Annotated in this window: 20 protein-coding genes; 9 read left to right on the top strand and 11 right to left on the bottom strand. The window is 66.1% G+C overall.

All coding sequences use genetic code 11. The features are described from left to right. Positions 1 to 166: 166 nt before the first annotated feature. The 3 genes from M2299_RS16600 to M2299_RS16590 form a co-directional block, all read right to left on the bottom strand. Entirely contained in the window at positions 167 to 1,885 is a 1,719-nt protein-coding gene (locus M2299_RS16600) for a thiamine pyrophosphate-dependent enzyme (RefSeq protein ID WP_099785182.1), read from the bottom strand. A 109-nt stretch (positions 1,886 to 1,994) separates the two neighbouring features. Continuing rightward, the gene (locus M2299_RS16595) at positions 1,995 to 2,861 is read right to left on the bottom strand and encodes an SH3 domain-containing protein (protein WP_280884704.1); all 867 of its coding nucleotides are present in this window, start codon (positions 2,859 to 2,861) and stop codon (positions 1,995 to 1,997) included. Between the two features lie 36 nt (positions 2,862 to 2,897). Further along, positions 2,898 to 3,374 (bottom strand): DUF3574 domain-containing protein, encoded by a 477-nt coding sequence (locus M2299_RS16590; RefSeq protein ID WP_025874309.1) that lies wholly within the window; start codon positions 3,372 to 3,374, stop codon positions 2,898 to 2,900. Positions 3,375 to 3,611: 237 nt separating this feature from the next. Between M2299_RS16590 and M2299_RS16585 the strand changes: the two genes are divergently transcribed. The 4 genes from M2299_RS16585 (at position 3,612) to otsA (ending at position 10,150) form a co-directional block, all read left to right on the top strand. Beyond that, positions 3,612 to 6,044 (top strand): TonB-dependent receptor, encoded by a 2,433-nt coding sequence (locus tag M2299_RS16585; RefSeq protein ID WP_280884703.1) that lies wholly within the window; start codon positions 3,612 to 3,614, stop codon positions 6,042 to 6,044. A 166-nt stretch (positions 6,045 to 6,210) separates the two neighbouring features. Further along, positions 6,211 to 6,969 carry a trehalose-phosphatase gene (gene otsB / locus M2299_RS16580; protein WP_088101059.1) on the top strand — a complete coding sequence of 253 codons (759 nt, stop codon included), beginning with the start codon at positions 6,211 to 6,213 and terminating at the stop codon, positions 6,967 to 6,969. Positions 6,970 to 7,007: 38 nt separating this feature from the next. Further along, positions 7,008 to 8,789 (top strand): glycoside hydrolase family 15 protein, encoded by a 1,782-nt coding sequence (locus M2299_RS16575; RefSeq protein ID WP_032975222.1) that lies wholly within the window; start codon positions 7,008 to 7,010, stop codon positions 8,787 to 8,789. Further along, positions 8,786 to 10,150: an alpha,alpha-trehalose-phosphate synthase (UDP-forming) gene (gene otsA / locus M2299_RS16570; protein WP_099785186.1), complete on the top strand. Its 1,365-nt coding sequence runs from the start codon at positions 8,786 to 8,788 to the stop codon at positions 10,148 to 10,150. Before M2299_RS16575 ends, otsA begins: the two co-directional genes overlap by 4 nt. Positions 10,151 to 10,224: 74 nt before the next feature. Here otsA and M2299_RS16565 read toward each other — a convergent pair whose 3' ends face one another. From M2299_RS16565 to rluD, 3 genes are read right to left on the bottom strand one after another with little or no spacing between them, the layout of a single operon-like run. Beyond that, positions 10,225 to 10,650 (bottom strand): thiol-disulfide oxidoreductase DCC family protein, encoded by a 426-nt coding sequence (locus M2299_RS16565; RefSeq protein ID WP_099843446.1) that lies wholly within the window; start codon positions 10,648 to 10,650, stop codon positions 10,225 to 10,227. Beyond that, entirely contained in the window at positions 10,650 to 11,417 is a 768-nt protein-coding gene (gene pgeF, locus M2299_RS16560; RefSeq protein WP_032975162.1) for a peptidoglycan editing factor PgeF, read from the bottom strand. Before pgeF ends, M2299_RS16565 begins: the two co-directional genes overlap by 1 nt. Next, positions 11,417 to 12,406, bottom strand: a complete 990-nt coding sequence (rluD, locus tag M2299_RS16555) for a 23S rRNA pseudouridine(1911/1915/1917) synthase RluD (RefSeq protein ID WP_080278287.1) — start codon at positions 12,404 to 12,406, stop codon at positions 11,417 to 11,419. The genes pgeF and rluD overlap by 1 nt, the downstream gene beginning before the upstream one ends. 113 nt (positions 12,407 to 12,519) lie before the next feature. Between rluD and M2299_RS16550 the strand changes: the two genes are divergently transcribed. Further along, a complete protein-coding gene (locus tag M2299_RS16550) occupies positions 12,520 to 13,404 on the top strand; it encodes an outer membrane protein assembly factor BamD (RefSeq protein ID WP_032975164.1) in 885 nt (294 codons plus the stop codon). A gap of 154 nt (positions 13,405 to 13,558) precedes the next feature. Next, on the top strand, positions 13,559 to 14,758 hold the full coding sequence (locus M2299_RS16545; protein ID WP_100436832.1) for a lipase family protein: 1,200 nt from the start codon (positions 13,559 to 13,561) through the stop codon (positions 14,756 to 14,758). Between the two features lie 110 nt (positions 14,759 to 14,868). Here M2299_RS16545 and M2299_RS16540 read toward each other — a convergent pair whose 3' ends face one another. The 3 genes from M2299_RS16540 to sucC form a co-directional block, all read right to left on the bottom strand. Continuing rightward, positions 14,869 to 16,503 carry an NAD+ synthase gene (locus M2299_RS16540; RefSeq protein WP_105165043.1) on the bottom strand — a complete coding sequence of 545 codons (1,635 nt, stop codon included), beginning with the start codon at positions 16,501 to 16,503 and terminating at the stop codon, positions 14,869 to 14,871. Positions 16,504 to 16,725: 222 nt separating this feature from the next. Then, a complete protein-coding gene (gene sucD, locus M2299_RS16535; RefSeq protein WP_017356169.1) occupies positions 16,726 to 17,601 on the bottom strand; it encodes a succinate--CoA ligase subunit alpha in 876 nt (291 codons plus the stop codon). A gap of 21 nt (positions 17,602 to 17,622) precedes the next feature. Beyond that, positions 17,623 to 18,792: an ADP-forming succinate--CoA ligase subunit beta gene (gene sucC / locus M2299_RS16530; RefSeq protein WP_025874298.1), complete on the bottom strand. Its 1,170-nt coding sequence runs from the start codon at positions 18,790 to 18,792 to the stop codon at positions 17,623 to 17,625. A 376-nt stretch (positions 18,793 to 19,168) separates the two neighbouring features. On the opposite strand from sucC, the gene M2299_RS16525 reads away from it, so the two are divergent. Then, positions 19,169 to 20,782 carry an ATP-binding protein gene (locus M2299_RS16525; RefSeq protein WP_280884702.1) on the top strand — a complete coding sequence of 538 codons (1,614 nt, stop codon included), beginning with the start codon at positions 19,169 to 19,171 and terminating at the stop codon, positions 20,780 to 20,782. A 54-nt stretch (positions 20,783 to 20,836) separates the two neighbouring features. Continuing rightward, entirely contained in the window at positions 20,837 to 22,210 is a 1,374-nt protein-coding gene (locus M2299_RS16520) for a sigma-54 dependent transcriptional regulator (RefSeq protein WP_025874296.1), read from the top strand. An 82-nt stretch (positions 22,211 to 22,292) separates the two neighbouring features. Here the strand turns inward: M2299_RS16520 and pilB are convergent, their stop codons facing one another. Together pilB and M2299_RS16510 are read right to left on the bottom strand one after the other, a co-directional pair. Continuing rightward, positions 22,293 to 24,023 (bottom strand): type IV-A pilus assembly ATPase PilB, encoded by a 1,731-nt coding sequence (gene pilB, locus M2299_RS16515; protein WP_105164558.1) that lies wholly within the window; start codon positions 24,021 to 24,023, stop codon positions 22,293 to 22,295. Positions 24,024 to 24,152: 129 nt separating this feature from the next. After that, a complete protein-coding gene (locus M2299_RS16510) occupies positions 24,153 to 24,533 on the bottom strand; it encodes a prepilin-type N-terminal cleavage/methylation domain-containing protein (RefSeq protein WP_105164559.1) in 381 nt (126 codons plus the stop codon). A 347-nt stretch (positions 24,534 to 24,880) separates the two neighbouring features. Here M2299_RS16510 and M2299_RS16505 point away from each other — a divergent pair, with 347 nt between their 5' ends. Beyond that, complete coding sequence (locus M2299_RS16505; RefSeq protein ID WP_105164560.1) at positions 24,881 to 26,140, top strand: type II secretion system F family protein; 1,260 nt, start codon at positions 24,881 to 24,883, stop codon at positions 26,138 to 26,140. The last annotated feature ends 6 nt before the right edge of the window (positions 26,141 to 26,146 follow it).

Here is a 26,146-nt window from a genome sequence, read left to right as displayed (position 1 = left end):
GGTTGCGGGGGTGTCCGCGGCATGGATGCCGCGGCCAAGCCCCCAAGTATGGGTTTACGGCGTCCCCCGCAACCGGACCCACCCCGCCATCCCACCGATACCCCGCTTTTGACGTTGACGTTGATTCGGCGGGTGCAGGGCGCAGCCCTGCATCAGACGCCAACCCTCACTTCTTCAGGAAGTTGTCCACCAGCAGATGCTTCACGTCGTCGATGCGACCACTCAGTACCGCCTTGGCCGCATACAACGCCGTGCCCGCTACCTGCTTGGCTTCGATCTGCGGCGGCATCACCAGCTCCGCGCGACTGGTATGTACATCCAGCAGCGCCGGCCCACGCTGGGCCAGGAAATCCTGCACCGCTTCTTCCAGGTCCTCGCTGCGGGTGACCGTGCGGCCATGGAAACCGATCACCTCGGCCAATCGGCCGAAATCCGGGTTCTTCAGGTCGGTGTAGTTGTCCAGCAGCCCTTCCACCTTCTGCTCCAGCTCGACGAAATTCAGCGAGCCGTTGTTGAACACCACCACCTTGATCGGAAGGTTCTCCTGCACCGCGGTCAGCAGGTCGCCCAGCAACATCGCCAACCCACCATCGCCGGACAACGAAATCACCTGCCGCCCCGGGAAGGCCTTCTGCAGACCCAGCGCCTGCGGCATCGCGTTGGCCATCGTGCCGTGCAGCAGGCTGGTCAGCGTGCGGCGCCGGCCGTTCACCCGGATGTGCCGCAGCACCCACACCATCGGCGAGCCACCATCCGCGGTGAACAGCGCATCGTCGGTAGCGTACTTCGACAGCAGCGCGGTCAGGTGCTGCGGATGGATCAGTTCGCCTTCGCCGGGTTGTTCCTCCTGCTCGCGCTTCTTCAGCGCCTTGTCGCGGTGCTCGATGCATTCGTCCAGGAAACTGCTGTCTTCGCGCGGGGGCAGCATCGGCAGCAGCGCGTCCAGCGTCGGTGCGATATCACCGACCACGCCCAGGTTCACCGGATGGCGGCGACCGAGGTGGCTGCCGTCGCGGTCGACCTGGATGATCGTGGCCTTGTCCGGATAGAACTGGCCCCAGGCGAAATCCGCGCCGAGCAGCAGCAGCGTGTCGCACTCCATCAACGTGTGGAACCCGGATTCGATGCCGAAGACTCCGGTCATGCCCATGTTGTACGGGTTGTCCGGTTCGACGAAATCCTTGGCGCGCGAGGTGTGCGCCACCGGTGCCTGCAGGCGCCGCGCCAGTTCCAGCAGCTGCGCATGTGCCCCCTGGCAACCGGCGCCGGCATAGATGCCGATGCGCTTGCCCTGGCCCAGCAGTTCGGCGATGTGCTGCAGCTCGGCATCGGAGGGGCGCAGCACCGGCTGGGTGTAATGCACCGAGAACGGCACATCGTGCTTCACTTCCGCTTCGCTGATGTCGGCCGGCAGGATCACAACCGCCACACCGCGGCGGCTGATCGCCGCCTGGCAGGCCAGCGCTACCACGCGCCTTGCCTGGGCCGGGCTGTGCACCTGTTCGCAGAACACGGTGCAGCTGCCGTACACCGCCTTGAAATCCACTTCCTGCGGGAACTCCATGCCCAGTTCGCTGGTGACCACCTGGCTGGCGATAAGCACCATCGGCGCGCGGTTGCGGTTGCTCTCGAAGATGCCGTTGATGAAGTGCAGACCGCCAGGACCGCACGAACCCGCGCAGGCGGTCAGCTGGCCACTGATCAATGAATCGGCACCGGCCGCGAACGCCGCGACCTCTTCATGGCGGACATGCACCCACTCGATCTCACTGCGATGCAGTGCGTCGGTGACATGGTTCAGGGTGTCGCCGACGATGCCATAACAACGGCGGACGCCCGCCTGCTGCAGGGTATCGACGACGATCTCGGCAACGCGCTTGCTCATGGGACTACAGCCTTGCAAGGGGGAACCCCGAGGCTAGTCCCGGTGAAGTGATGCTCCCGTGGGCAAGAGGCCGATCACCTTGTCGTGCAAACTCCGGGCAGGGCTGCCGTCAATCGTTGACGTTGATCCACCCCGTCACCGCGCCGCGCTTCGGGTTGGGATAACGCAGCTTCACCCAACCATCCTGCTCATCCAGCATCTCCACGCGATCACCCTGCACCAGGTAGCGCTGCGTGCTGGACGCACCGGGATGATCGAACAGGAACAGGCGCGCAGGCAGCACGCTCGCCATCAGCCCCACCAGCGGCGCACCGCTTGCTGGTGCGCCGAGCCCGTCGCCGATGGCGCTTTCCAGCACCTTGCCGGAGGGATCGTAGGTGCGCCACACCGCCAGTGGCCCTTGGTTCTCGGTCTCTTCCCAGTGCAGCGCACGGTTCAGCGTATCGCCCAGCATCAACACGCTCTCACCGCGGTACAGATAGAGCTGCGGTCCGTTGAAGCGATACACGTCGGTGTACCACATCGGCCCGCTGCGGCAGCTGGCGGTCAGCGTGCGCGTGGCGGCGTCGGCGGTAAGGCCCATCAGGTCACCGCACTGGTCGTGTCCATGGGTCACCGCCTTCAGTGCGCGGAACTCACCGCTGCCCACGTCGAAGCGGTAGACCGCAACGGCCTCATTGACCATGCCCACCGCCGCGCGCGCAACCAGCTCGGGACGCCCGTCGAAATCGAGATCCTCTGCGCTCACGCGCGAATGTCCCTCGGCATCCGGCGCGCCAGGCAGGCGCTGCCGTTTACCTGCCGGCTGCAGGAGCACGGCTAGCATGCCGTCCTCCTGTACCTCTACCGACGCCTGCACGCCCGCTGCCGGCGAAAACCGCAGCGGGCCCCGGTCCTCGTCCTGCGCCTGTGCCTGTGCCGCCGGCACCAACAGACCGGCCAGCATCACCGCCATCAGCACATCCCTGGGTGTCATCGTCATTCCCTGCAGCGCCACGGCGGCGCGTCCAGGTCAGAACGATACGTCAACCGCCTGCCGCGACCACAGTACCGACTGGTGTTTGGTCTGCTGCTTCCACGCCAGACGGATCGCTTCGATGTCGGCGCGGCGCTGCGGGCTGTCCTCGTGCAGCACCACCAGCACCTTGGTGCGCAGGCGGTTCGGGGAGGCATCGCCACGGAACAGCCACTGGCCGTAGGCATCGAACACGGTCAGGCCGTCCGGGAAGCGCGGCGTCACTTCCTTGTCCAGGAACGCGCGCCACTGCGCATCGCTGATGGTGTCGGCCTGCGGGCGGTCACCGGCGCCCTGCTCTTCGCCCACGCCGAAATAAAGCTCGCTGCGCACCCAGCCGTGGCCGCTGGACGGACGCGCGGCGTCGCCCTGCAGGTCGGCGGTGGTGGCATAGGCGCTGGGCGCCTTGGAGGACAGGCTGGCGCAGCCACTGGTGGCCAGCAGCACGGCGAAGACAAGGCCAAGGTGTTTCATCGGGAACAGCACTCCGGGAAGGGGAAAAAGCACGACGAAGGGGCACGGAGGGTACACCTGCGCCTCGGTTGCGGCTGCAACCAATGCCCTCATGCCGGCAGGGCATGAAGTGATGCAATGGGAGCCGGGACTTGCATCGCACCGCCTCCTCACGCCAAGATAATATATCGCTTCATCCGGATGGATGTAAGTGAAACTATCCCCCCCCTTCCCCACGTCGTTGCTGCTGGAGTCCGCATGTCCCCCCGCCTGTCCGCGTCGCCGCTCGGCCTCGCCATCGCGCTCGCCCTGTCCCCCACCCTGGCTTCGGCCCAGGACGCCGCCACCAACCTGGACACGGTGATCGTCACCGGCACCCGCGCCGCCGACCGCACCGTGCTTGAATCCACCTCGCCGGTGGACGTGCTGACCGCCGAGGACATCCGCAAGGCCGGCGTGGTCAATGGCGAGCTGGGCAGCGCCCTGCAGGCCCTGCTGCCCTCGTTCAACTTCCCCCGCCAGTCCAACTCCGGCGGCGCCGACCACGTGCGCGCCGCGCAGCTGCGCGGGCTGTCGCCGGACCAGGTGCTGGTGCTGGTCAACGGCAAACGCCGCCACCACACCGCGCTGGTCAACACCGACAGCAAGATCGGCAAGGGCACCACGCCGGTCGACTTCAACGCAATTCCGGTCAGCGCCATCAAGCGCATCGAAGTACTGCGCGATGGCGCCGGTGCGCTGTACGGCTCTGACGCCGTGGCCGGCGTGATCAACGTGATCCTCGACAACGGCGGTGACGGCGGCGAGATCGAAGCCAGCTACGGCGCCAACCACACCGACCTCAAGCCGATCGGCCGCACCCTCACCGACGGCCAGACGGGCAACCTCAGTGCCAAGGTCGGCACCTCGCTGGGCGAAGACGGCGGCTTCCTGCGCGTCGGCCTGGAATACAAGAAGCGCAACGGCACCAACCGCGCCGGCTTCGACCAGATTCCGCCGTGGGACCAGACCGAGGCCAATCTTGCCCTGCAGGGCAAGCGCAACTACGTGCTCGGCGATGGCGCCAGCAAGGACATCAATCTGTGGCTGAACACCGAGATTCCGGTGGGCAAGACCGCGACGTTCTATGCGTTCGGTACCTTCAACCAGCGTGATACCGAAGGCGCGAACTACTTCCGCTATCCCGATGGCGATGCCAACTGGAAGGAGGTCTACCCCAATGGCTACCGGCCGATCTCCGAAGGCGAGAACCGCGACGTGCAAGCGGTGGCCGGTATTCGCGGGCAGTGGGGTGAATGGAGTTATGACGGCAGCCTGGATTACGGCCAGAACGACTTCACCTATCGTCTGCGCGATTCGCTGAATGCCTCGCTGGGCCCGACCAGCCCGACCCGCTTCAAGACCGCGGACTACGAGTACGCGCAGACCGTAGGCAACGTCGACCTGAGCCGCGTGTTCTCGCAGAGCGACAGCATCAGCCACACCCTGGGCCTGGGCGCCGAAGCCCGCCACGAGCGCTACCAGACCCGTCCAGGCGACCCGGCCAGCTACGCCGCCGGCCCGTACACCGATCGTCCAACCGGCTCGCAGGCAGGCGGTGGCCTGACTCCGCAGGACGCGGCGACCCTGTCGCGCGATGTGACCAGCGTCTACGCCAGCCTGTCCAGCCAGTTCGGCGAAAAATTCTCCACCGACCTGGCCGCGCGCTACGAGCACAGCGATGACTTCGGCGGCGAACTGACCGGCAAGCTCGGCCTGCGCTACGAGTTCACCCCGGCATTCGCCCTGCGCGGCGCGATCTCCAACAATTTCCGCGCACCGTCACTGGCGCAGATCGGCTACGAATCCACCTCCACCGGTTACAACGCCGGCGGCCAGCTGGTGCAGGGCCGCCTGCTCTCGGTCAACAACCCCATCGCCCGTGGCCTCGGGGCGCAGGACCTGAAGCCGGAGAAGTCGCTGAACACCTCGCTCGGCTTCACCAGCCGCATCGGCGAGCACTTCGACCTGTCGCTGGACTTCTTCCAGATCGACATCGACGACCGCATCGCACTGTCCGAGAGCATCACCGGCGATGCGCTGACCGATTACGTGGCCACCAACTACGGCGTCGGCGGCCTGCAGAGTGCCAGCTTCTTCGTCAACGCCGCCGACACGCGCACCCGCGGCGCCGAGCTGGTGAGCAACTGGCGGCAGTCGCTGGGCGATGGCCAGCTGCTGTTGACCGGCACCTACGCCTACACCAAGACCACGCTGAAGAACGTGCTGGCCACACCGGCGCAGCTGCAGGCGCTGGACCCGGACTACGTGCTGTTCGGCATCGAAGAGACCAATACGCTGACCGACGCCACCCCGCGCACCCGTGGCAGTTTCTCAGCGGCTTGGAGCAACGACCGCTGGTCGCTGAGCAGCCGGGTGAACCGCTACGGCAGCGCGACCCGCGTATTCAACTTCGGTGATGGCTACATTCCCCGCCAGACCTACCAGGCCGAGTGGCAGCTGGATGCGGAAGTGGAATACCGCATCACCCCGCAGTGGAGCGTGGCCATCGGTGGGCAGAACCTGACCGACAACTACCCGGATCGCTCCAACGAGGACATCCACTACTTCGGCAACCTGCCCTACGACGTGCTGTCGCCGATCGGCAGCAACGGTGCGTACTACTACGGTCGCGTGCGCTACACGTTCTGATTGCTGCGAACAACGTGCCGACCAACGGTCGGCACCCACCGGGACGCGATGGATCGCTGCGGGTGGGTGCGCCGGCACCCACCGGGTGGGTGCGGACCGTTGGTCCGCACCAGCCGTAGCCTGACCTCGACCCCGCGTACACGCCGCCGCTGGCATGGTGGTCGCCATGGCTGAACCGCTCCCCCTGCGTCCGCCACCTCCATTGCTGGACGACGCCTGCGCGTTGTTCCTCGATGTGGATGGCACCCTGATCGAATTCGCTGCACGCCCCGACGCCGTGCAGCTTCTCCCCGATGTGCGTGAAGCCATCGGCCGCATCAGCGATCGGCTGGAAGGTGCCGTGGCACTGGTCAGTGGTCGCCCGCTTGAACAGCTGGACCAGTTGTTCGCGCCGCTCAAGCTTCCCGCTGCGGGCCTGCATGGCCACGAACTGCGTGCGCAGGACGGGCACGTGATACGCGATGAGCATGGTGACGACACCGCCGACTGGCTGCATGCGCTTCATCAACAAGCCATGCGTTTCGCCCATGGCCACCCCGGCGTACTGGTCGAGAACAAGGGCGTAGGCCTGGCCCTGCACTGGCGTGGCGCGCCGCATGCAGCCAACGATGTGCGCGCCTTCGCCGACCGCCACGTGCGCGGCCGTGCCAGCTATCGCCTGCAGCCGGGCGACCATGTCGTCGAATTCGTCCCGGTGGCTACCAACAAAGGCCGAGCCGTACGTCGGCTGATGCAGTACCTGCCGTTCCGTGGTCGTCTGCCGGTGTTCCTCGGCGATGACCTGACCGATGAATTCGGCTTCGATGCGGCCAATGGCCTGCATGGCTGGAGCGTGTTGATCGGCGAACGTGAACCCAGTGCAGCGGTGTTCGCGCTGCCCGACATACGCAGCGTGCACGCCTGGCTGCGTGAGAATGCGTATTGACCCCGGCCCCCACGGCCGCAACCGAGATGTACCGCGTGATGACCCAACCCGATCTTGATCTGGGCGTGGTCGGCAACGGCAGCTTCGGCGCCCTGGTCGACAAACACGCCCGTGTTGTATGGAGTTGCCTGCCGACCTTCGACGGCGACCCGACCTTCTGTGCCCTGCTCAGCCCCAACCAGCAGACCGGCGGCGACTTCGCCATCGAGCTGGAAGACTTCGCCGGCAGCGAACAGGAATACCTCACCAATACCGCGATCCTGCGCACCGTGCTGCGCGATGCGCATGGCGGCGCGCTGGAAATCCTCGATTTCGCCCCGCGCTGGCGCCAGAACGATCGTTTCTACCGGCCGGTCAGCCTGATCCGCCAGGTGCGCCCGTTGTCCGGCAGCCCGCGCATCGTGATCCGTGCCCGCCCACTGGCCGACTGGGGCGCGCGCGTGCCCGAGTCCACCTGGGGCAGCAACCACGTGCGCTGGATCCTGCCCGAGCACGTGCTGCGCCTGACCACCGACGTTCCTGTGCGCTTCGTGCGTGATGGCCTGCCGTTCGTGCTCAACCATCCCATCCACCTGATCCTGGGCGTGGATGAATCGCTCAACCGCTCCATCAGCGGCTACGTGCAGGAAGCCTTCCAGCGCACCCGCGACTACTGGCGCGAATGGGTGCGGTACCTGTCCATCCCGCTGGAATGGCAGGACGCGGTGATCCGCAGTGCGATCACCCTCAAACTCTGCCAGTACGAGGACAGCGGCGCGATCATCGCAGCGATGACCACCTCGATTCCCGAAGCACCCGGCAGCGTGCGCAACTGGGACTACCGCTACTGCTGGCTGCGCGATGCCGCCTTCGTGGTGCGCGCGTTGAACCGTCTGGGCGCCACCCGCACGATGGAGCAGTTCCTCGGCTACATCTTCAACCTGGCCACCACCGACGGCACCCTGCAGCCGCTGTACGGCATCGGCTTCGAAGCCAAGCTGGACGAGGACGAAGTGCCCAGCCTGTCCGGCTACCGCGGCATGGGCCCGGTGCGGCGCGGCAACCTGGCCTGGGTACAGCGCCAGCACGATGTATACGGCAGCGTGGTGCTGGCCTCCACCCAGCTGTTCTTCGACCGTCGCCTGCAGGATCCGGGTGACAGCCACACCTTTGCCCGGCTCGAACCGCTGGGTGAACAGGCGTTCGCACTGCACGACGTGCCCGATGCCGGCCTGTGGGAATTCCGCGGCCGCACCGAAGTGCATACCTACACCAGCGCGATGTGCTGGGCCGCGTGCGATCGCCTGTGCAAGATCGCCGTGCGCCTGAAGCGTGATGACCGTGCACAGTACTGGCGCGAGCGTGCCGATACCATCCACGCACGCATCATGGAAAAAGCCTGGAGCGAGGAGCTCGGCCACTTCACCGATACCTTCGATGGCCATCGCCTGGATGCCTCGCTGCTGCTGCTGGCCGACATCGGCTTCATCGACGCCAACGACGCACGCTTCGTCGCCACCGTCGAGGCCATCGGCCGCGACCTCAAGCACGGCAACGCGCTGTACCGTTACATCGCCCCGGATGATTTCGGCGAACCGGAAACCAGCTTTACCATCTGCACGTTCTGGTACATCGATGCGCTCGCTGCAATCGGCCGCATGGATGAGGCGCGCGACATGTTCGAATCACTGTTGCAGCAACGCAACCATCTGGGCCTGTTGTCGGAGGACCTTGCCTTCGACGGTGGTGAAGCCTGGGGCAACTTCCCGCAGACCTACTCGCATGTCGGCCTGATCACTGCGGCGATGCGCCTGTCGCGGTCCTGGCAGGAGGCCTCATGAGCCGTCTTGTCATCGTATCCAACCGCGTGGCTGTGCCCGGAGAGAACCGTGCCGGCGGCCTCGCCGTGGGCCTGCTGGCGGCACTGAAGGAACGCGGCGGATTGTGGTTCGGCTGGAGTGGCAAGAGCGTGCGCGAGGCCAGTGGCGCGCTGCACGAGCAGCGCGATGGTGACATCCAGTACGTCACCATGGACCTGGCCAAGCGCGATGTGGATGGCTACTACAACGGCTTCGCCAATCGCACGTTGTGGCCACTGCTGCACTTCCGCCTGGACCTGGTCGATTACGACCGCGGCACCCGCGAGACCTACCACAGGGTCAATGCACTGTTCGCCGACAAGCTGGCCCCACTGCTGCGCGAAGACGACATCGTCTGGATCCACGACTATCACCTGATTCCGCTCGGCGCGATGCTGCGCGAGCGCGGCATCGGCTGCCGCATCGGCTTCTTCCTGCACATCCCGATGCCCTCGGCCGACCTGCTGCAGGCCATGCCCGATCATCTGCGGCTGTTCTCGGCGCTGTATGCCTATGATCTGGTCGGCTTCCAGACCCAGCGCGATGCCGATCGCTTCCAGACCTACCTGCGCCTGTTCGGCGGTGGCCGGGTACTCGAAAACGGCAATCTCGAAGCACCCGGCGGACGTCACTTCCGTGCCGCGGCATTCCCCATCGGCATCGACACCGAGCTGATCGCCCGCCAGGCCAGCACCGCAGCCAGCAAGGCGGCCGTGAAGAACCTGCGCAGCAGCCTGCGCGACCGCCAGCTCGCCATCGGCGTGGATCGCCTGGACTATTCCAAGGGCCTGCCCGAACGGTTCCTCGGCTTCGAACGCTACCTGCAGCGCCATCCCGACCAGCGCGGCTCGCTCACCTACCTGCAGATCGCACCGGTCTCGCGCGGCGATGTCACCGAGTACCGGCAACTGCGCAGCCAGCTGGAGCAGATCGCCGGCCACATCAATGGTGGCCATGCCGAGCCGGATTGGACACCGCTGCGCTACGTCAACCAGAACTTCACCCACGCCACGCTGACCGGCTTCTACCGTGCCGCCGCTGTCGGCCTGGTGACCCCGCTGCGCGATGGCATGAACCTGGTCGCCAAGGAATACGTGGCTTCGCAGGACCCGGAAGATCCCGGCGTGCTGGTGCTGTCCCTGCTGGCCGGCGCCGCCGATGAAATGAAGCAGGCGCTGCTGGTCAATCCGCATGATCTGGACGGCGTGGCCGATGCCATCGCCACTGCGGCGACGATGTCGCTGCACCGGCGCAAGGAGCGTTGGCACGCGATGATGGAACACCTGCGCACCTACGACATCAACCACTGGCGCCGCAGCTACCTCGAAGTCCTGGAAGGTTGACCGCCCACGCCGGGCATGGCCCGGCGCTACATTGATCCGGGCACAGGGTAGCGCCGGGCCACGCCCGGCGGCGCTTAATCGAGGAAGCGCGCCGCCTGTTCCGGCGTCGGCAGGAAGCAGGCGTCATGGCGCCCGAACCAGCGATAGCGGTTGCGTGCCAGCACGCGGTAGGCGCCATCGCGCCAGCGGCGTGGCAGCACGCGCAGTACGGCCGCCAGGCGCCAGCCACCACCCAGTGCCGCCAGCACGCGCAGGATCGCGTCGGTATCGGTCCACGCGCCCTGCCCGTCCAACAGCAGGAACGAGGTCGGGTCGTGCGCGTCCAGGCCGTGCGCGCGCAACATCGCGCTGCCCTGCGCGCCCTGCATCGCCGCGAAGCGAAAGCGTTCCTGCCGGTCGAACCGCAGCAGGAAACGCACCCAGCGGCTGCACAACGCGCAGACGCCATCGAAGACGATCACGCCGCCAGGCTCTACACCCGCAGCGCGATCCCCGCGCATCAGTCCATCCACACCAGCGTCGCCATCCGGCCGGTGCGGCGGTCGCGACGGTGCGAGTACAGATCCGCATCGGCCATGGTCGAGACCGTGCCGCCGTGGATGTTGCCCAGCTCCATGCCCGCGGCCTGCAGGCGCTGTCGCGCCAGCGCGAACAGATCCACTTTCCAGTGACCGGGGCGGGTCGCCACGAAGGCCGCCGCAGCGGCCGCGTCGTGGCCGACGAAGGCGTGGTACACCTCTTCGCCGATCTCGTAGTCGGCCGGTCCCGCTGCCGGGCCCAGCCACGCGCGCAGCTGCGCCGGTGGCGTCTGCATGGCGGCCACGGTGGCCTCCAGCATGCCGTCGGCCAGGCCACGCCAACCGGCATGGGCGGCGCCCACCTCGCTGCCATCGACAGCGGCGAACACCACCGGCAGGCAGTCCGCGGTGAGGATCGCCAGCACAACGCCGGGCACCGAGGTCACCGCGGCATCGGCCACCGGTTCGCTGGCGCCCTCCACCGGCGGCGCGCCGAAACGCAGCACGGTGCTGCTGTGCACCTGGCGCAGCCAATGCGGCGCCGATGGCAGTGCCAGGCCTTGCTGCAGCAGCTGCCGGTTGTGCTCGACGTTGGCCGGGGTGTCACCGTCGGCCGCATGCCGGTTGCCCAGGTTGAACTGGGCGAACGGCGCTGGCGAGATACCCGCGCCATGCCGGCGCGTGGTCAGTGCATGCACGCCCGGGGGCGCCGGCCAATCAGCCTGCAGCAGCGGCAGCGCGGTAGTCATTACCAGCGGTCCCGCTCGCGCTCGGCGAAGGCCGCGCTGTCTTCGCGCAGCACCTTCATCAGGTGCAGCATGTCGGCCGGCGCCGGCGCGGTGTTGCGCACCGGCTCACCACTGATCGGATGCACGAACTCCAAGGTCTCTGCATGCAGGGCCTGGCGCTTGAAGCCGCGCAGCGCGGCCACCAGCTCGTCGCTGGCCCCCTTGGGCAGCTTCAGCGCACCGCCGTACAGCTGATCGCCCACGATCGGGTGCCGCAGGTGCGCCATGTGCACGCGGATCTGGTGGGTACGCCCGGTTTCCAGGCGGCATTCCAGCGCGGTATGCGCACGGAAGCGCTCGCGCAGGCGGTAATGGGTCACCGCTTCCTTGCCATCCTCGCGCACGCCCATCTTCAGGCGGTCGCGCGGGTGGCGATCGATCGGCGCATCTGCGGTACCACCGGCCACCAGCGCGCCCATCACCACGGCCAGGTACTGGCGGTGCACGTCACGGGCGGCCAGCTGCTCGACCAGTGCGGTCTGCGCTTCCAGCGTGCGGGCCACGACCATCACGCCGCTGGTGTCCTTGTCCAGGCGATGCACGATGCCCGCGCGCGGCAGCACCGCCACCGACGGGTCGCGGTACAGCAGCGCATTGACCAGGGTACCGCTGTGGTTGCCGGCACCGGGGTGCACGACCAGGCCGACCGGCTTGTTGATCACCAGCAGGTGCTCGTCCTCGAACAGCACGTCCAGCGGGATGTCTTCCGGCTCGGCGCTGGTCTGGGTTTCCAGCACCACCTGCAGGGTGACCACCTCGCCGCCGCGCAGCGCGTCGCGCGGGCGTGCCTGCGCGCCGTCCAGCAGGACGTCGCCGGCCTTGATCCACTCGGTCAGGCGGGAACGGGAATATTCGGGAAACAGCTCGGCCACGACCGCGTCGAAACGACGGCCGGCGGAGGTGTCGGGGACAACGGCCTGGCGGGCCGATTCGGAGGGTTGTTCAGACATGGCAGGGGGCATCTTTGAAATTTTGGGGTCCCGGCGAACCGGTTTCAGTCGCTGGACAGGACACTAGGCTATCATCGACCCTTCGTATTCCAGCCGCGTCCCGCATTGACCCCATGATCCGACGCTCCGTCCTGCTCTCCGCGCCCGTCCGCCTGACCGCCCTCCTGCTGGTGCTGGTCATCGTCGCCACTGGCTGCAACCGCGGCACCAAGGGCGATCGCCCTGATGAAGGCACCCCGGTCGAACAGCTCTACGAAAAGAGCCACAAGCTGATGCAAGGCGGCAACTGGAGCGGCGCCGAAGCCAGCTTCCGTCGCCTGGTGGCACAGTATCCCTACGGCCCGTACACCGAGCAGGCGATGATCGAATCGGCCTACGCCCAGTACAAGGCCGGCAAGCACGATGACGCGGTGTCCAGCATCGACCGCTTCATCCGTACCTACCCGACCCACCGCAACATCGCGTACCTGTACTACCTGCGCGGCCTGGCCAATTCCAATCGCAATACGGTATTCCTGCGTCGCGTATGGTCGCTGGACGCAAGCCGCCGCGATCTGTCCACGCCGCACCAGGCGTATTCAGACTTCAACATCGTGGTCGACCGCTACCCCAACAGCCGCTACGCCGCCGATGCGCGCCAGCGGATGCTGGTGCTGCGTGACGTATTCGCCCAGCACGAGCTCGACAATGCCCTGTACTACGTGCGTCGCGGCGCCTGGGTCTCGGCTGCCGGCCGCGCCAACTACCTGCTGGAAAACTACCCGCAGAGCGCATTCCAGAACGATGCCGTGGCGGTGCTGGCCGAGTCCTACACCCACCTGGGCAACAAGACCCTGGCCGACGACGCCCGCCGCGTCCTGCAGCTGAACCAGCCGGACCACCCGTGGCTGGAAGGCAAGTGGCCGAAGTACCCGTGGATGATCCGCAAGCTGAACCCGTTTGCCGGCGAAAAGTCCGCCGCCACCGGCCAGCGCAACGCGCGACTGGAAAAGAAGTAAGAAAAGAGGCCCCGCACGGGGCCTTTTTTTTTGCCTGGCGTCACCGCTAGGAATGCTACGAACCGGCGATCATTGCGACTTCCATCGCAGTCGGCGCGGAGCGCAGCTCCCAGAATGCGGCGCAAAGGCCATCCCGGCCTGCATGGAGCGCCACATGTCCTCACCGTCCCTGCGGTTCCGACTCCGCCCGACCCTGCTGGTCACTGCCCTGCTTGCGCTGGCCGCCAGTCCCCTTGTCGCGCTGGCGGCGGAGCCGGGTGACCTGCTCTCGGCCGCGCCCTACCGCGCCAGCTGGGTGCCCTCCAAGGCCGCCCAGGCCTACAAGCTGGCCTACCGCACCCCCGATCATCACGGACGCCTGGCCGAGGCGACGGGGCTGGTCTATCTGCCCGCCGGGCCTGCGCCAGCAGGTGGCTGGCCGGTCGTATCCTGGGCCCACGGCACCCAGGGCATCGCCGACCACTGCGCGCCTTCGGTATCCGGCCCCTATCAGCCCGAGCGCGATGGCCGCTTCCTCGACCAGTTCCTGGCACAGGGCTATGCCGTTCTCGCCGCCGACTACCAAGGCCTGGGCAGCCCGGGTGACCACGCCTACCTGCACGTGCGCACCTCCGCGCGCAACGCCATCGATCTCATCAAGGCCAGCCGCCATTTCCTCGGCAATGCCACGCTGTCACCGCGTTGGGTATCGGTGGGCCATTCGCAGGGCGGCGCTGCCGCGCTCACTGCCGGCCATCTGGCACCGTCCTATGGACCCTCGCTGCAGTACCGCGGCAGCTTCACCACCGGCACACCCACGGCCGTCGAACTGACCGCGCTGGTGATGAAGCCGGACAGCCGCACGCCGAATCCGGGCGCGCTCAATGCCTATCACGCCTACCTCCTCGATGGCCTGCTGCAGGTGGAGCCGCGTATCGCACGCGTACTCAGCGATGAAGGCCATGCACGGGTCGCGCTGGCGCGCCAGCAGTGCCTGGGCCCGCTGGCGGCCACCCTGGAAGGGGCGAACACGGGAGAAATGTTCAGCGCACCGTTGACCTCGGTGCCGGGCATCTGGGCGCTGCTGCATGACTATCTGGGCGTGCCACGGCGGGGCTTCAGCCAGCCGTTGATGCTGGGCCACGGCAGCGAGGATCGCGACGTGCCCTATCTCACCACCCTGCTGTATGCCGTCGGTCTGGCCCTTCGCGGCGAACCGGTGGCATTCCGCCGATACCCGGTCGACCATCGCGGCACGCTGGACGCAGCGGCGGCCGATGGCCTGGCATTCGTGCGTGCGCGGCTGGGGCACCGCCAATTTGACGAGGCCGCCGAAACCGCCGGCCTGGAGCAGCTGCTCAACGAAGCCCGGTAGATCCACGCCGTGCATCGATGGGCGATACACCCGGTTGCCGGCCAGCGGCCGGCACTACCGATGGATCCATCGAACATTGGTAGCGCCGGGCCATGCCCGGCGACCGGCCCTCAGCTCTTGTAGCCGTTGCTGATCGGGTAGCGGCGCTCACGCCCGAACGCGCGGCGCGAGACCTTCGGGCCCGGCGCGGCCTGGTGCCGCTTCCACTCGCTGATCCGCACCAGCCGCAGCACACGATCCACCACCGCCGCGTCATAGCCTGCAGCGACGATCTCCGCGCGCGACTGCTCCTGGTCGATGTAGCGGTACAGGATGCCGTCCAGCACGTCGTAGGCCGGCAGTGAATCCTGGTCGGTCTGGTTTTCGCGCAGTTCGGCCGAGGGCGGGCGGCTGATCACCGCCGGCGGGATCACCGGCGCACCGCCAACGGTGTTGCGCCACTTGGACAGGCCGAACACCTCGGTCTTGTACAGGTCCTTCAGCGGCGCGTAACCCCCGCACATGTCGCCATAGATGGTGGCGTAGCCGACCGCGTACTCGCTCTTGTTGCCGGTGGTCAGCAGCAGGCCACCGAACTTGTTGGCCAGTGCCATCAGGATCACGCCACGGCTGCGCGACTGCAGGTTCTCCTCGGTCACATCCGGCGTGGTGCCCTCGAACATCGGTGCCAGCGCCTGCATCAGGCCCTGGAACGCCGGCTCGATGGAAACGGCTTCCAGCTTCACGCCCAGCGCCTGGCACTGCTCGGCGGCCAGGTCGTTGGACATCCCGGCGGTATAGCGCGACGGCAGGCGCACCGCCGTCACGTTCTCCGCGCCCAGTGCATCGACCGCCATGGCCAGCACGATCGCCGAGTCGATGCCACCGGACAGACCCAGCCACACCTTCTTGAAACCGTTCTTGCTGCAGTAGTCCTGGATGCCGCGGGTCACCGCGCGCCAGGCCAGCGCATCCATGCTCTCGTCGCCGTCGTCCATCCATACCTGCGGCAGGAACCGGCGGGTAGCGCCGTCGTAGTCCACCACCAGCCACTGGTCGACGAAGGCCGCCGCGGCCGGGTGCACCGTGCCATCGCCATCGGCCACCACCGATGCACCATCGAACACCAGCGCGTCCTGGCCGCCCACCACGTTGAGGTAGGCGATGGCCGCGCCGCTTTCGCGGGTACGTGCAGCCAGCACGGCGTCACGCTGGGCATGCTTGCCACGCTCGTACGGCGAGGCATTGGGCACCACCACCAGCTGCGCGCCGGCACGCACCGTATCGGCCAGCGGCTCGGCGAACCACAGGTCCTCGCAGATCAGCAGGCCGACCGGGATGCCGTCGACCTCGAACACGCAGCTGCCACCGTCCGGGTCGACATCGAAGTAGCGGCGCTCGTCGAACACCGCGTAATTGGGCAGTTCGCGCTTGCGGTAGGTCTGCTCCACCAGGCCATCGCGCAGCACGCTGGCCGCGTTGTAGACCACCGCACCGGCGGCCTGTGGCCAGCCCACTACAGCGGTGATGCCACGGCACGCAGCAGCAATGCGGGTCATCGCCTGCTCGCACTCGTACAGGAAGCCCGGGCGCAGCAGCAGGTCCTCCGGCGGATAGCCGCTGACTGCCAGCTCGGGGAACATCACCAGCCCGGCGCCGTACTCATCGCGCGCCTGGCCAATCATCTCGATGATGCGCTCGGTGTTGCCGGCGACATCGCCAACCGGGAAGTCGAACTGCGCCATCGCGATGCGGATCGAAGCCATGAGGGTCCAGCCTGTGGTTGCAATGAGCACATTGTAGATCCACGCCATGCGTGGATGGGGTGCGCCCGGGTGTGTGCTGAAGTAGATCCACGCCATGCGTGGATGCGGTTCAGCGGGTCGCCGATGCCCAGACGCAGAAAGGCCGCCCTGAGGCGGCCTTTCTGTTTCAAGCAGCCGACCAACGGCCGGCTCTACAGAATCGTCTGCCGAAGGCAGTCGATCTTATTTCACCAGCTTGGCGATGGCAGCGCCCAGGTCGCCCGGCGAACGCACGGTGACGACACCAGCAGCTTCCATGGCAGCAAACTTGCCTTCGGCAGTGCCCTTGCCGCCCGATGCGATCGCACCGGCGTGGCCCATGCGCTTGCCGGCCGGAGCCGAAGCACCCGCGATGAAACCGACGACCGGCTTCTTCACATGGTTCTTGATGTACTCGGCACCGGCTTCTTCAGCGTCGCCGCCGATTTCGCCGACCATGATGATGCCTTCGGTCTGCGGGTCTTCGTTGAACAGCTTCAGGCAGTCGACGAAGTTCAGGCCGTTGATCGGGTCACCACCGATGCCGATGCAGGTGGACTGGCCCAGGCCGACTTCGGTGGTCTGCTTGACCGCTTCATAGGTCAGGGTGCCCGAACGCGACACGATGCCGATCTTGCCCGGCTTGTGGATGTGGCCCGGCATGATGCCGATCTTGCACTCACCCGGGGTGATGACGCCCGGGCAGTTCGGCCCGATCAGCACGGTGTCCGGATGCGAACGGGTCAGCACGTTCTTGACGCGCAGCATGTCCAGCACCGGAATGCCTTCGGTGATGCAGACGATGACCTTGATGCCGGCAGCAGCGGCTTCCAGGATCGCGTCAGCCGCGTACGGCGGCGGCACGTAGATGACCGAAGCGTTGGCGCCGGTGCTCTGCACGGCGTCGGCAACGGTGTTGAAGACCGGCAGGTCGATATGGGTGGTACCACCCTTGCCCGGGGTCACGCCGCCAACAACCTGGGTGCCGTACTCGATCATCTGAGTGGCGTGGAAGGTGCCCTGCTGGCCGGTGAAGCCCTGCACGATCACCTTGGTGTTCTTATTGATCAAAACTGACATTGGATTTCCTTCGGTGTCGGATCAGGCGGCGTTCTTGACAGCTTCGACGACCTTCTTGGCACCGTCGTTGATGTTGTCGGCCGGGATGATGGCCATGCCGCTGTCACGCAGCAGCTGCTTGCCTTCTTCCACGTTGGTGCCTTCCAGACGCACCACGACCGGAACCTTGACGCCCACTTCCTTCACGGCGGCAATGATGCCTTCGGCAATCATGTCGCAGCGGACGATGCCGCCGAAGATGTTGACGAAGATGCCTTCGACCTTGTCCGAGGACAGGATCAGCTTGAACGCTTCGATGACGCGCTGCTTGTTGGCGCCGCCGCCCACGTCCAGGAAGTTCGCCGGCTCGCCGCCGTTGAGCTTGATGACGTCCATGGTGGCCATGGCCAGGCCTGCGCCGTTGACCATGCAGCCGATGTTGCCGTCCATGGTGACGTAGTTGATGTCCAGCTCCGAAGCGATCACTTCGGTCGGATCTTCCTGGGTCTTGTCGCGCATGGCGACCAGGGCCTTCTGGCGGAACGCGGCGTTGTCGTCGCTGTCGAACTTGCCGTCCAGCGCGTACAGGTTGCCGTCGTCCAGGATGGCCAGCGGGTTGATTTCAACCAGCGCCAGGTCCTTTTCGTTGAACAGGCGGTACAGGTTCACCATGATGTTGGCGAACTGGCCGGCCTGCTTGGCGGTCAGGCCCAGCTTGAAGCCGAAATCACGACCGTGGTAACCCTGCACGCCTTCGACGAAGTCGACGTTCAGCGAGTGGATCAGCTCCGGGGTTTCAGCGGCGACCTGCTCGATCTCCACGCCGCCTTCCGAAGAAGCGATGTAGGTGATGGTCTTGGTGCCACGGTCAACCAGCACCGACAGGTACAGTTCCTTGACGATCTCGCCAGCGGTGGTCACCAGCACCAGGTTGACCGGCAGTTCAACGCCAGCGGTCTGGTAGGTGGCCATCTTGGTGCCGAGCATCTTGGCCGCAGCGGCCTTCACGTCGTCGGTGGTCTTGCAGAACTTGACGCCGCCAGCCTTGCCGCGGCCGCCAGCGTGGATCTGCGCCTTGACCATCCAGGGGCCCTGGCCCAGGGAGTTGGCAGCGGCAACAGCTTCGTCCGGGGTCGCAGCGACCTTGCCGGCCGGGACCGGGATGCCGTACTCGGCAAGCAGTTGTTTTGACTGGTATTCGTGGAAATTCATGCGTCACCGTGGGAATAGGAACGACCGCACGCAATTCCTCAGGGCCCCGGCGGGGCGCCGGCATGGACCGCGGCGGGCCCACTATTGTGGCCGAGCCGGCGCCGGGGCGCAAAGAAGTATGGACAAAAGGCCGGAACCGGCCAGATTTCCATGGTCATTCAGGCAGTTGCGGCACGGGCTGGATCACGCCGCAAACGCCCGCCCCGGCCGACTGCGCAGCCCAGCCCGGTACAGGCGCCCTATACTGGCCCCGTAAATTCGACCCACGGTGCCGGCAACCGGGCAGCGAGCAGATCCGACGATCGGGGGACGTCGGGCAGGTTCGGCCCACCGCCGTCATGACCCAGTTCCAGGCAGCCAGAAGGGGAGTTCCGGCGTGTCACCCAGTGCTTCATTGATCGACCGCATCGAATCGATACCGCGGCGCGAGCTGTATTTCTTCGCCCTGTACCGGGTGCTGATCGCCTCGGTCATCGCCGCCCTGCTGTACAGCCCACTGTCGGCAATCGGTGGCGAAGCGCATCACCCGCGCCTGGCCTATTCGGTCGGCGCCGCCTATCTGCTGCTGTCCCTGCTGTGGCTGGTGATCGGTCGCAACGAACGCTGGCTGCGGCAGATCGTGGTCGGCGGCGTGCTGCTGGACATCGTCGCCGCCAGCCTGCTGGCGCATGCCCTGCCCGGTGCCAGCGCCGGCATCTCGATGTCGCTGCTGTTCAACATCGCCGCCGCCGCCACCCTGCTGCCGCTCAGCTGGGGCCTGGTGCTGGCGCTGGCCGCCAGCGTCGCCACCGCCGCCGAATACCTGTGGAAAGTGTTGGAAGGCGGCGATCCCACCCGCACCCTGGCCGAACTGGCGATGTTCGCCACCAGCTACCTGGCCCTGGCCTTCATCAGCTACCAGGTCGGCAACCGTGCACGCCGCAACCAGCAGCTGGCCAACCAGCGTGGCGACGAAGTGGCCAACCTGTTCCAGATCAACGAACTGATCATCCGCCGCATGCGCACCGGCGTGGTGGTGGTGGACGCCGACAACCGCATCACCCTGGCCAACGAAGCCGCCTCGATCCTGTTGGGCGACGCCGATGGCAACAGTGATTCCGGCCGCCTCGACCTGGCCAGTGTCGCCCCCGAACTTGCCCGTCGCCTGCAACGCTGGCGCAACGGCTGGGCACAGGATGAAATGCCGCTGCAGCTCAACCCCGACCAGCCGGAAGTGCAGCCACGCTTCGCCCGCCTGCTGGCCGGCAGCGACCTGGTGCTGGTGTTCCTGGACGACTCCAGCGTGGTCTCGCGCCGCGCCGAATCGCTCACCCTGTCGGCGATGGGGCGCTTCTCGGCCAGCCTCGCGCACGAGATCCGCAACCCGCTGGCGGCCATCAACTACGCCGTGCAGCTGCTGGAGGAAGGCACCGGCTTCAACGAAAGCGACCGTCGCCTGCTGCAGATCATCCACCAGCAGTGCCAGCGCACCAACGGCATCGTTGAAAGTGTGCTGGGCTTGGCCCGGCGCGAACGCGCCAACCCGGAAAACGTCGACCTGGCCGCCTTCGTGCGCCGCTTCGTGCTGGAGTACAAGCAGGGCCAGACGCTGGAAACCGACAGCATCGAGCCGATCATCAACGACACCTCGGTGCCGGCCCAGGTCGACCCGCGCCACCTGTACCAGGTGCTGACCGTGCTGGTGCACAACGCCCTCAAGTACGGCCGCATCGGCGAGCAGCCCGCGCGCGTGCGGCTGCGCGTGGCGCAGCACGAGCGAAGTGCGGTGATCGACGTGATGGACCGTGGCCCCGGCATCCCCGAGACCGTCGCCGCGCAGCTGTTCCGCCCCTTCTTCACCACCTCCGAGCACGGCACCGGCCTGGGCCTGTACATCGCCCGCGAGCTGTGCAGGGCCAACCAGGCGCGGCTGGATTACATCCCCGTCCCCGCCGGCGGCTCCTGCTTCCGCCTGGTACTGCCCGGCCCGCACACCCTGCTTCCGCACTGATTCCGTGCGTCAAACATTTGTCGCCTTCCACACCCTCGGCTATCTTTCCCACCCATGAACGAAACCCGCAGCGCCCTCGTCGTCGACGATGAACGCGATATCCGCGAACTGCTGGTGTTGACCCTCGGCCGCATGGGCCTGCGCATCAGCACCGCCGCCAACCTCGCCGAAGCCCGCGAACTGCTGGCCAGCAATCCCTATGACCTGTGCATCACCGACATGCGCCTGCCCGATGGCAATGGCATCGAACTGGTCAGCGAGATCGCCCAGCACTACCCGCGCACGCCGGTGGCGATGATCACCGCCTTCGGCAGCATGGACCTGGCCGTGGAAGCGCTGAAAGCCGGTGCCTTCGATTTCGTCAGCAAGCCGGTGGACATCACCGTGCTGCGCGGCCTGGTCAAGCATGCGCTGGAACTCAACAACAGCGAACGCCCCGTTGCCGGCCCCGCCGCCGAACAGGCCGCACGCCTGCTCGGCGAATCGCCGGCGATGGACGTGCTGCGCGCCACCATCGGCAAGGTTGCGCGCAGCCAGGCGCCGGTCTACATCCTGGGCGAATCCGGGGTGGGCAAGGAACTGGTTGCACGCACCATCCACGCACAGGGTGCACGCGCCGCTGGGCCGTTCGTGCCGGTCAACTGTGGCGCCATCCCCACCGAGCTGATGGAGAGCGAGTTCTTCGGCCACCGCAAGGGCAGCTTCACCGGCGCCCATGCCGACAAGCCGGGACTGTTCCAGGCCGCACACGGCGGCACCCTGTTCCTGGATGAAGTGGCCGAGCTGCCGCTGCAGATGCAGGTGAAGCTGCTGCGTGCGATCCAGGAAAAATCGGTGCGCGCGGTGGGCGCCCCCAGCGAAGAGCCGGTGGACGTGCGCATCCTCTCGGCCACCCACAAGGATCTGGCCGAGCTGGTCGAAGACGGGCGCTTCCGCCACGACCTCTACTACCGCATCAACGTCATCGAACTGCGCGTGCCGCCGCTGCGCGAGCGTCGCCAGGACCTGCCCGCGCTGGCCGCGTCGATCCTGGCGCGGCTGGCCCGCAGCCACGGCCGCGCCACCCCGCTGCTGGCGCCGTCGGCGCTGGACGCGTTGGCCCAGTACGGCTTCCCCGGCAACGTACGCGAGCTGGAGAACATCCTGGAACGCGCGCTGGCACTGGCCGAGGAAGACCGTATCGGTGCCGACGACCTGCGCCTGCCGCAGCATGCGCCGCGCTCACCGGGCAGCGCTGCGCACGCCGAAGCCGTGGTGGATCTGCATCCAGGCAGTGCCGCCCTGCCCTCGTATATCGAGCAGCTCGAGCGCAGTGCGATCCAGCGCGCGCTGGAAGAAAACCGCTGGAACAAGACCCGCACCGCCGCGCAGCTGGGCATCACCTTCCGCGCGCTGCGCTACAAGCTGAAGAAGCTGGGGATGGAATAAGGCGGGGCACCCCGTGGTGGTGCCGGCCGCTGGCCGGCAACCCCGTGCACCCCCCATCCACGCATGGCGTGGATCTACGGCATCAATCCTTGGTGACGCGATTGATCTCGGCCAGGCTGGTCACACCCGCGGCCGCCTTCTTCAACGCCGACTGCCGCAGGTCATTCACACCGATCGCCTGCGCGGCCTCGGCAATCTGCAGCGCATTGCCGCCCGCCAGCACGATGGTCGCGATCTCGTCGGTCATCGGCATCACCTGGTAGAGGCCGGTACGGCCCTTGTAGCCCTCGGTGCATTCGTCGCAGCCTACCGCCTCATACAGCTCGATGCCTGCATCCAGCTGCGCCTGGGTGAAGCCCTCGGCCAGAAGGGCGTGTGCAGGCAGGTCGGCCGGCCGCTTGCAGTTCGAACACAGGCGGCGCGCCAGGCGCTGGGCGATCACCAGCGTCACCGAGCTGGTGATGTTGTACGGCGCGATGCCCATGTTCATCAGGCGCGCGATGGTCTGCGGCGCATCGTTGGTATGCAGCGTGGACAGCACCATGTGACCGGTCTGCGCAGCCTTGATCGCAATTTCCGCCGTCTCCAGGTCGCGGATTTCGCCGACCATGATGATGTCCGGATCCTGTCGCAGGAACGAGCGCAGCGCTGCGGCAAAGGTCATGCCGCGCTTGTTGTTCTGCTGCACCTGGTTGACGCCGGGTAGGCGGATTTCCACCGGATCCTCGGCGGTGGAGATGTTGCGGGTCTCGTCGTTGAGGATGCCCAGTGCGGTATACAGGGACACCGTCTTGCCTGAACCGGTCGGGCCGGTCACCAGTACCATGCCGTAAGGCTTGTGGATCGCCTCCAGGAACAGCTTCTGCTGGTCCGGCTCGTAACCCAGCTTGTCGATGCCCAGCTTGGCCGCGCTGCCATCGAGGATACGCAGCACCACCTTCTCGCCGAACAGCGTCGGCAGGGTGCTGACACGGAAGTCGATCTGCTTGGTCTTGGAAAGATTGAGCTTGATGCGGCCATCCTGCGGCACGCGCTTTTCAGCGATATCCAGCTGCGCCATCACCTTCAGGCGCGCGGCAATGCGCTGGTTGAGCTTGTTCGGCGCACGCGCGACCATTTTCAACAGGCCATCGATGCGCAGGCGCACGCGGTAATCGTCTTCGTAGGGCTCGAAGTGGATGTCCGAGGCACCCTTTCGGATCGCATCGATCAACACCTTGTTGATGAACTTCACCACCGGAGTATCGTCGCCCTTGGCGTCGATGCCCGAATCGGTGCCGCCGGCCATGTCATCGTCGCCACCGGAGATATCAAGGTTGGCGAGACCATCGTCATCTCCGCCCAGCGAATCGCCCAGCGTGTCATGGCTGGAGTGCCACTGCTCCAGAGTGCGGCGGATCTGGTCCTCGTCAACCAGGATCGGCTCCACCACCAGATTGGTGTGGAACTTGATTTCGTCCAGTGAATGAGTCGGGTTGCTGGTGCCGACGAACAGCTTGCCGCCACGCTTGAACAGCGGCAGCACGTTGTGCTTGCGCAGCAGCTCCTCGCTGACCAGGCTCATCGCGTTCTGGCTGGCATCGAATACCGACACGTCGAACAGCGGCATGCCGAACTCGACCGCATTGGCAGCGGCCAGCTGCGGCGGCGAGACCACCTTGTTCTGCGCGAACCAGGTGGGCAGCGGCTGGCGGGCTGCGGTGGCCTTGGCCATGGCATCGCGGGCACCGGCTTCATCCAGTGCGCCGTCCTGGACCAGACGACGGGCCAGACCGGTGATGCCGACGAGATTGGCGGAGGTGACTGCGTTCATGGCGGCTGACTTTGAAAAAGGTACAAGGCTTTATAGTCGCGCCAAGCGCGTTACACAAATGAAGATGCCCGCGATTTCTCGCGGGCATCCCGGGTCACACCAGCGCAGTGTGCTGAGCGCTGGCCCCAGTTACGGGGTCAGGGTCTCGCACGGGTCATCCTTATAGTTTGCGACGCTCGACTTGGTAACGACGCAAGCCCAAGTGATCGGCGCAACGCCATCAGTCGGGAAGGTGGGGGTCAGCGTGACAGTTGCAGTCGTGTCCTTCGAGGTGCCGGTCAGCACGCCGTTGCCAGTGCAGTTGGCGGCACCCTGGCACAGATTGGCCACTTCCGACGAGTGGTTCTCGCCAACCTTGATCTTTTCGCCGGCAACGCTGCCAATCGCCTGGGTGATCTTGGCGCGAGCGGTGTAGTTCTTGTACTGCGGCAGCGCGATGGCGGCCAGGATCGCGATGATCGCAACGACGATCATCAGTTCGATCAGGGTGAAGCCCTTCTGGTTCTTCATGATTACATCCCCAAGATTAGTGGTGGTTGAGTCAGCGCGCAGGAGCGGTCCGGCCAACGGCCGGTTGAGCGGGTCCTGCACCCTGCGGGTGGATCTACGCAGGTTGCGTGCCAACCCCGGCACGCCTCCCCCTGGATTTCCCCGCGCCCATGATGGCAGCAATTTCTGCGATGTGAACCCCCCAGTCATCATTCTGCGATGGACCCGGCAATGTGACGCAGTGCGTCACCTTTGGCCGGCCGCCGGCACGATTTCGCATTTCCGCCCCTCCCGGATCTGCCAAGACGACGATGAACCCGCTACCATCGGCAGATGCCCGTCTGGGGATGGCGGGCCGGGGAGCCAACATGTCTGTCAGTCGCAGTGCGATCAAGAAGGAACCGGTGGCCCGCGCCACCATGGAGTTGCAGCCGTTTGTCTGGCAGGGGACCGACAAACGCGGCGTGAGGATGAAGGGCGAGCAGCTGGCAAAGAACGCCAACCTGCTGCGCGCCGAGCTGCGCCGGCAGGGGATCAACCCCGACCAGGTCAAGGCCAAGCCCAAACCACTGTTCGGTGCCGCCGGCAAGGCAATCGGCACCAAGGACATCGCCTTCTTCAGCCGGCAGATGGCCACGATGATGAAGTCCGGCGTGCCGATCGTGTCGGCACTGGAGATCATCGGCAGCGGGCACAAGAACCCGCGCATGAAGAAGATGGTCGACGGCGTCCGCACCGACATCGAGGGCGGCTCGTCACTGTACGAATCGGTCAGCAAGTACCCGGTGCAGTTCGACGAGCTGTACCGCAACCTGGTACGCGCCGGCGAAGGCGCCGGCGTGCTGGAAACGGTGCTGGACACCGTGGCCACCTACAAAGAAAACATCGAAGGCCTGAAAGGCAAGATCAAGAAGGCACTGTTCTACCCGGCAATGGTCATCGCGGTAGCGCTGCTGGTCAGCGCCATCCTGCTGATCTTCGTGGTGCCGCAGTTCGAGGATGTGTTCAAGAGCTTCGGCGCCGACCTGCCGGCCTTCACCCAGATCATCGTCAACGCTTCGCGCTTCATGGTGTCCTGGTGGTGGCTGATCGCCATCGTCGTGATCGGCAGCATCGTCGGCCTGGTCATGGCCTACAAGCGCTCACCCGCCATGCAGCACGCGATGGACCGCTACATCCTGAAGGTGCCGGTGATCGGCCAGATCATGCACAACAGTGCCATCGCCCGTTTCGCCCGCACCACGGCGGTGACTTTCAAGGCCGGCGTGCCGCTGGTGGAGGCGCTGGGCATCGTCGCCGGCGCCACCGGCAACAAGGTCTATGAGGAGGCCGTGCTGCGCATGCGCGATGACGTGTCGGTCGGCTATCCGGTCAACATGGCGATGAAGCAGACCAACCTGTTCCCGCACATGGTCATCCAGATGACCGGCATCGGCGAAGAGGCCGGCGCGCTGGATACCATGCTGTTCAAGGTGGCCGAGTATTATGAGCAGGAGGTCAACAATGCCGTTGACGCCTTGAGCAGCCTGCTCGAACCGATGATCATGGTGTTCATCGGTGTGGTCGTGGGCGGCATGGTCGTCGGCATGTACCTGCCGATCTTCAAGCTCGCCTCCGTCGTCGGATAACACATA

The sequence above is a fragment of the Stenotrophomonas sp. 1278 genome, assembly GCF_029892765.1.
Taxonomy (GTDB): domain Bacteria; phylum Pseudomonadota; class Gammaproteobacteria; order Xanthomonadales; family Xanthomonadaceae; genus Stenotrophomonas; species Stenotrophomonas indicatrix.
The sequence above is the reverse complement of the archived record's forward strand: the minus strand, read 5'-3'. Positions and strand labels throughout refer to the sequence as shown.

Excerpts from the sequence above, each read along its gene's own strand:
- M2299_RS16600 (WP_099785182.1), bottom strand. The coding sequence starts at position 1,885 with ATGAGCAAGCGCGTTGCCGAGATCGTCGTCGATACCCTGCAGCAGGCG.
- M2299_RS16595 (WP_280884704.1), bottom strand. The coding sequence starts at position 2,861 with ATGACACCCAGGGATGTGCTGATGGCGGTGATGCTGGCCGGTCTGTTG.
- M2299_RS16590 (WP_025874309.1), bottom strand. The coding sequence starts at position 3,374 with ATGAAACACCTTGGCCTTGTCTTCGCCGTGCTGCTGGCCACCAGTGGC.
- M2299_RS16585 (WP_280884703.1), top strand. The coding sequence starts at position 3,612 with ATGTCCCCCCGCCTGTCCGCGTCGCCGCTCGGCCTCGCCATCGCGCTC.
- otsB (WP_088101059.1), top strand. The coding sequence starts at position 6,211 with ATGGCTGAACCGCTCCCCCTGCGTCCGCCACCTCCATTGCTGGACGAC.
- M2299_RS16575 (WP_032975222.1), top strand. The coding sequence starts at position 7,008 with ATGACCCAACCCGATCTTGATCTGGGCGTGGTCGGCAACGGCAGCTTC.
- otsA (WP_099785186.1), top strand. The coding sequence starts at position 8,786 with ATGAGCCGTCTTGTCATCGTATCCAACCGCGTGGCTGTGCCCGGAGAG.
- M2299_RS16565 (WP_099843446.1), bottom strand. The coding sequence starts at position 10,650 with ATGCGCGGGGATCGCGCTGCGGGTGTAGAGCCTGGCGGCGTGATCGTC.
- pgeF (WP_032975162.1), bottom strand. The coding sequence starts at position 11,417 with ATGACTACCGCGCTGCCGCTGCTGCAGGCTGATTGGCCGGCGCCCCCG.
- rluD (WP_080278287.1), bottom strand. The coding sequence starts at position 12,406 with ATGTCTGAACAACCCTCCGAATCGGCCCGCCAGGCCGTTGTCCCCGAC.
- M2299_RS16550 (WP_032975164.1), top strand. The coding sequence starts at position 12,520 with ATGATCCGACGCTCCGTCCTGCTCTCCGCGCCCGTCCGCCTGACCGCC.
- M2299_RS16545 (WP_100436832.1), top strand. The coding sequence starts at position 13,559 with ATGTCCTCACCGTCCCTGCGGTTCCGACTCCGCCCGACCCTGCTGGTC.
- M2299_RS16540 (WP_105165043.1), bottom strand. The coding sequence starts at position 16,503 with ATGGCTTCGATCCGCATCGCGATGGCGCAGTTCGACTTCCCGGTTGGC.
- sucD (WP_017356169.1), bottom strand. The coding sequence starts at position 17,601 with ATGTCAGTTTTGATCAATAAGAACACCAAGGTGATCGTGCAGGGCTTC.
- sucC (WP_025874298.1), bottom strand. The coding sequence starts at position 18,792 with ATGAATTTCCACGAATACCAGTCAAAACAACTGCTTGCCGAGTACGGC.
- M2299_RS16520 (WP_025874296.1), top strand. The coding sequence starts at position 20,837 with ATGAACGAAACCCGCAGCGCCCTCGTCGTCGACGATGAACGCGATATC.
- pilB (WP_105164558.1), bottom strand. The coding sequence starts at position 24,023 with ATGAACGCAGTCACCTCCGCCAATCTCGTCGGCATCACCGGTCTGGCC.
- M2299_RS16510 (WP_105164559.1), bottom strand. The coding sequence starts at position 24,533 with ATGAAGAACCAGAAGGGCTTCACCCTGATCGAACTGATGATCGTCGTT.
- M2299_RS16505 (WP_105164560.1), top strand. The coding sequence starts at position 24,881 with ATGTCTGTCAGTCGCAGTGCGATCAAGAAGGAACCGGTGGCCCGCGCC.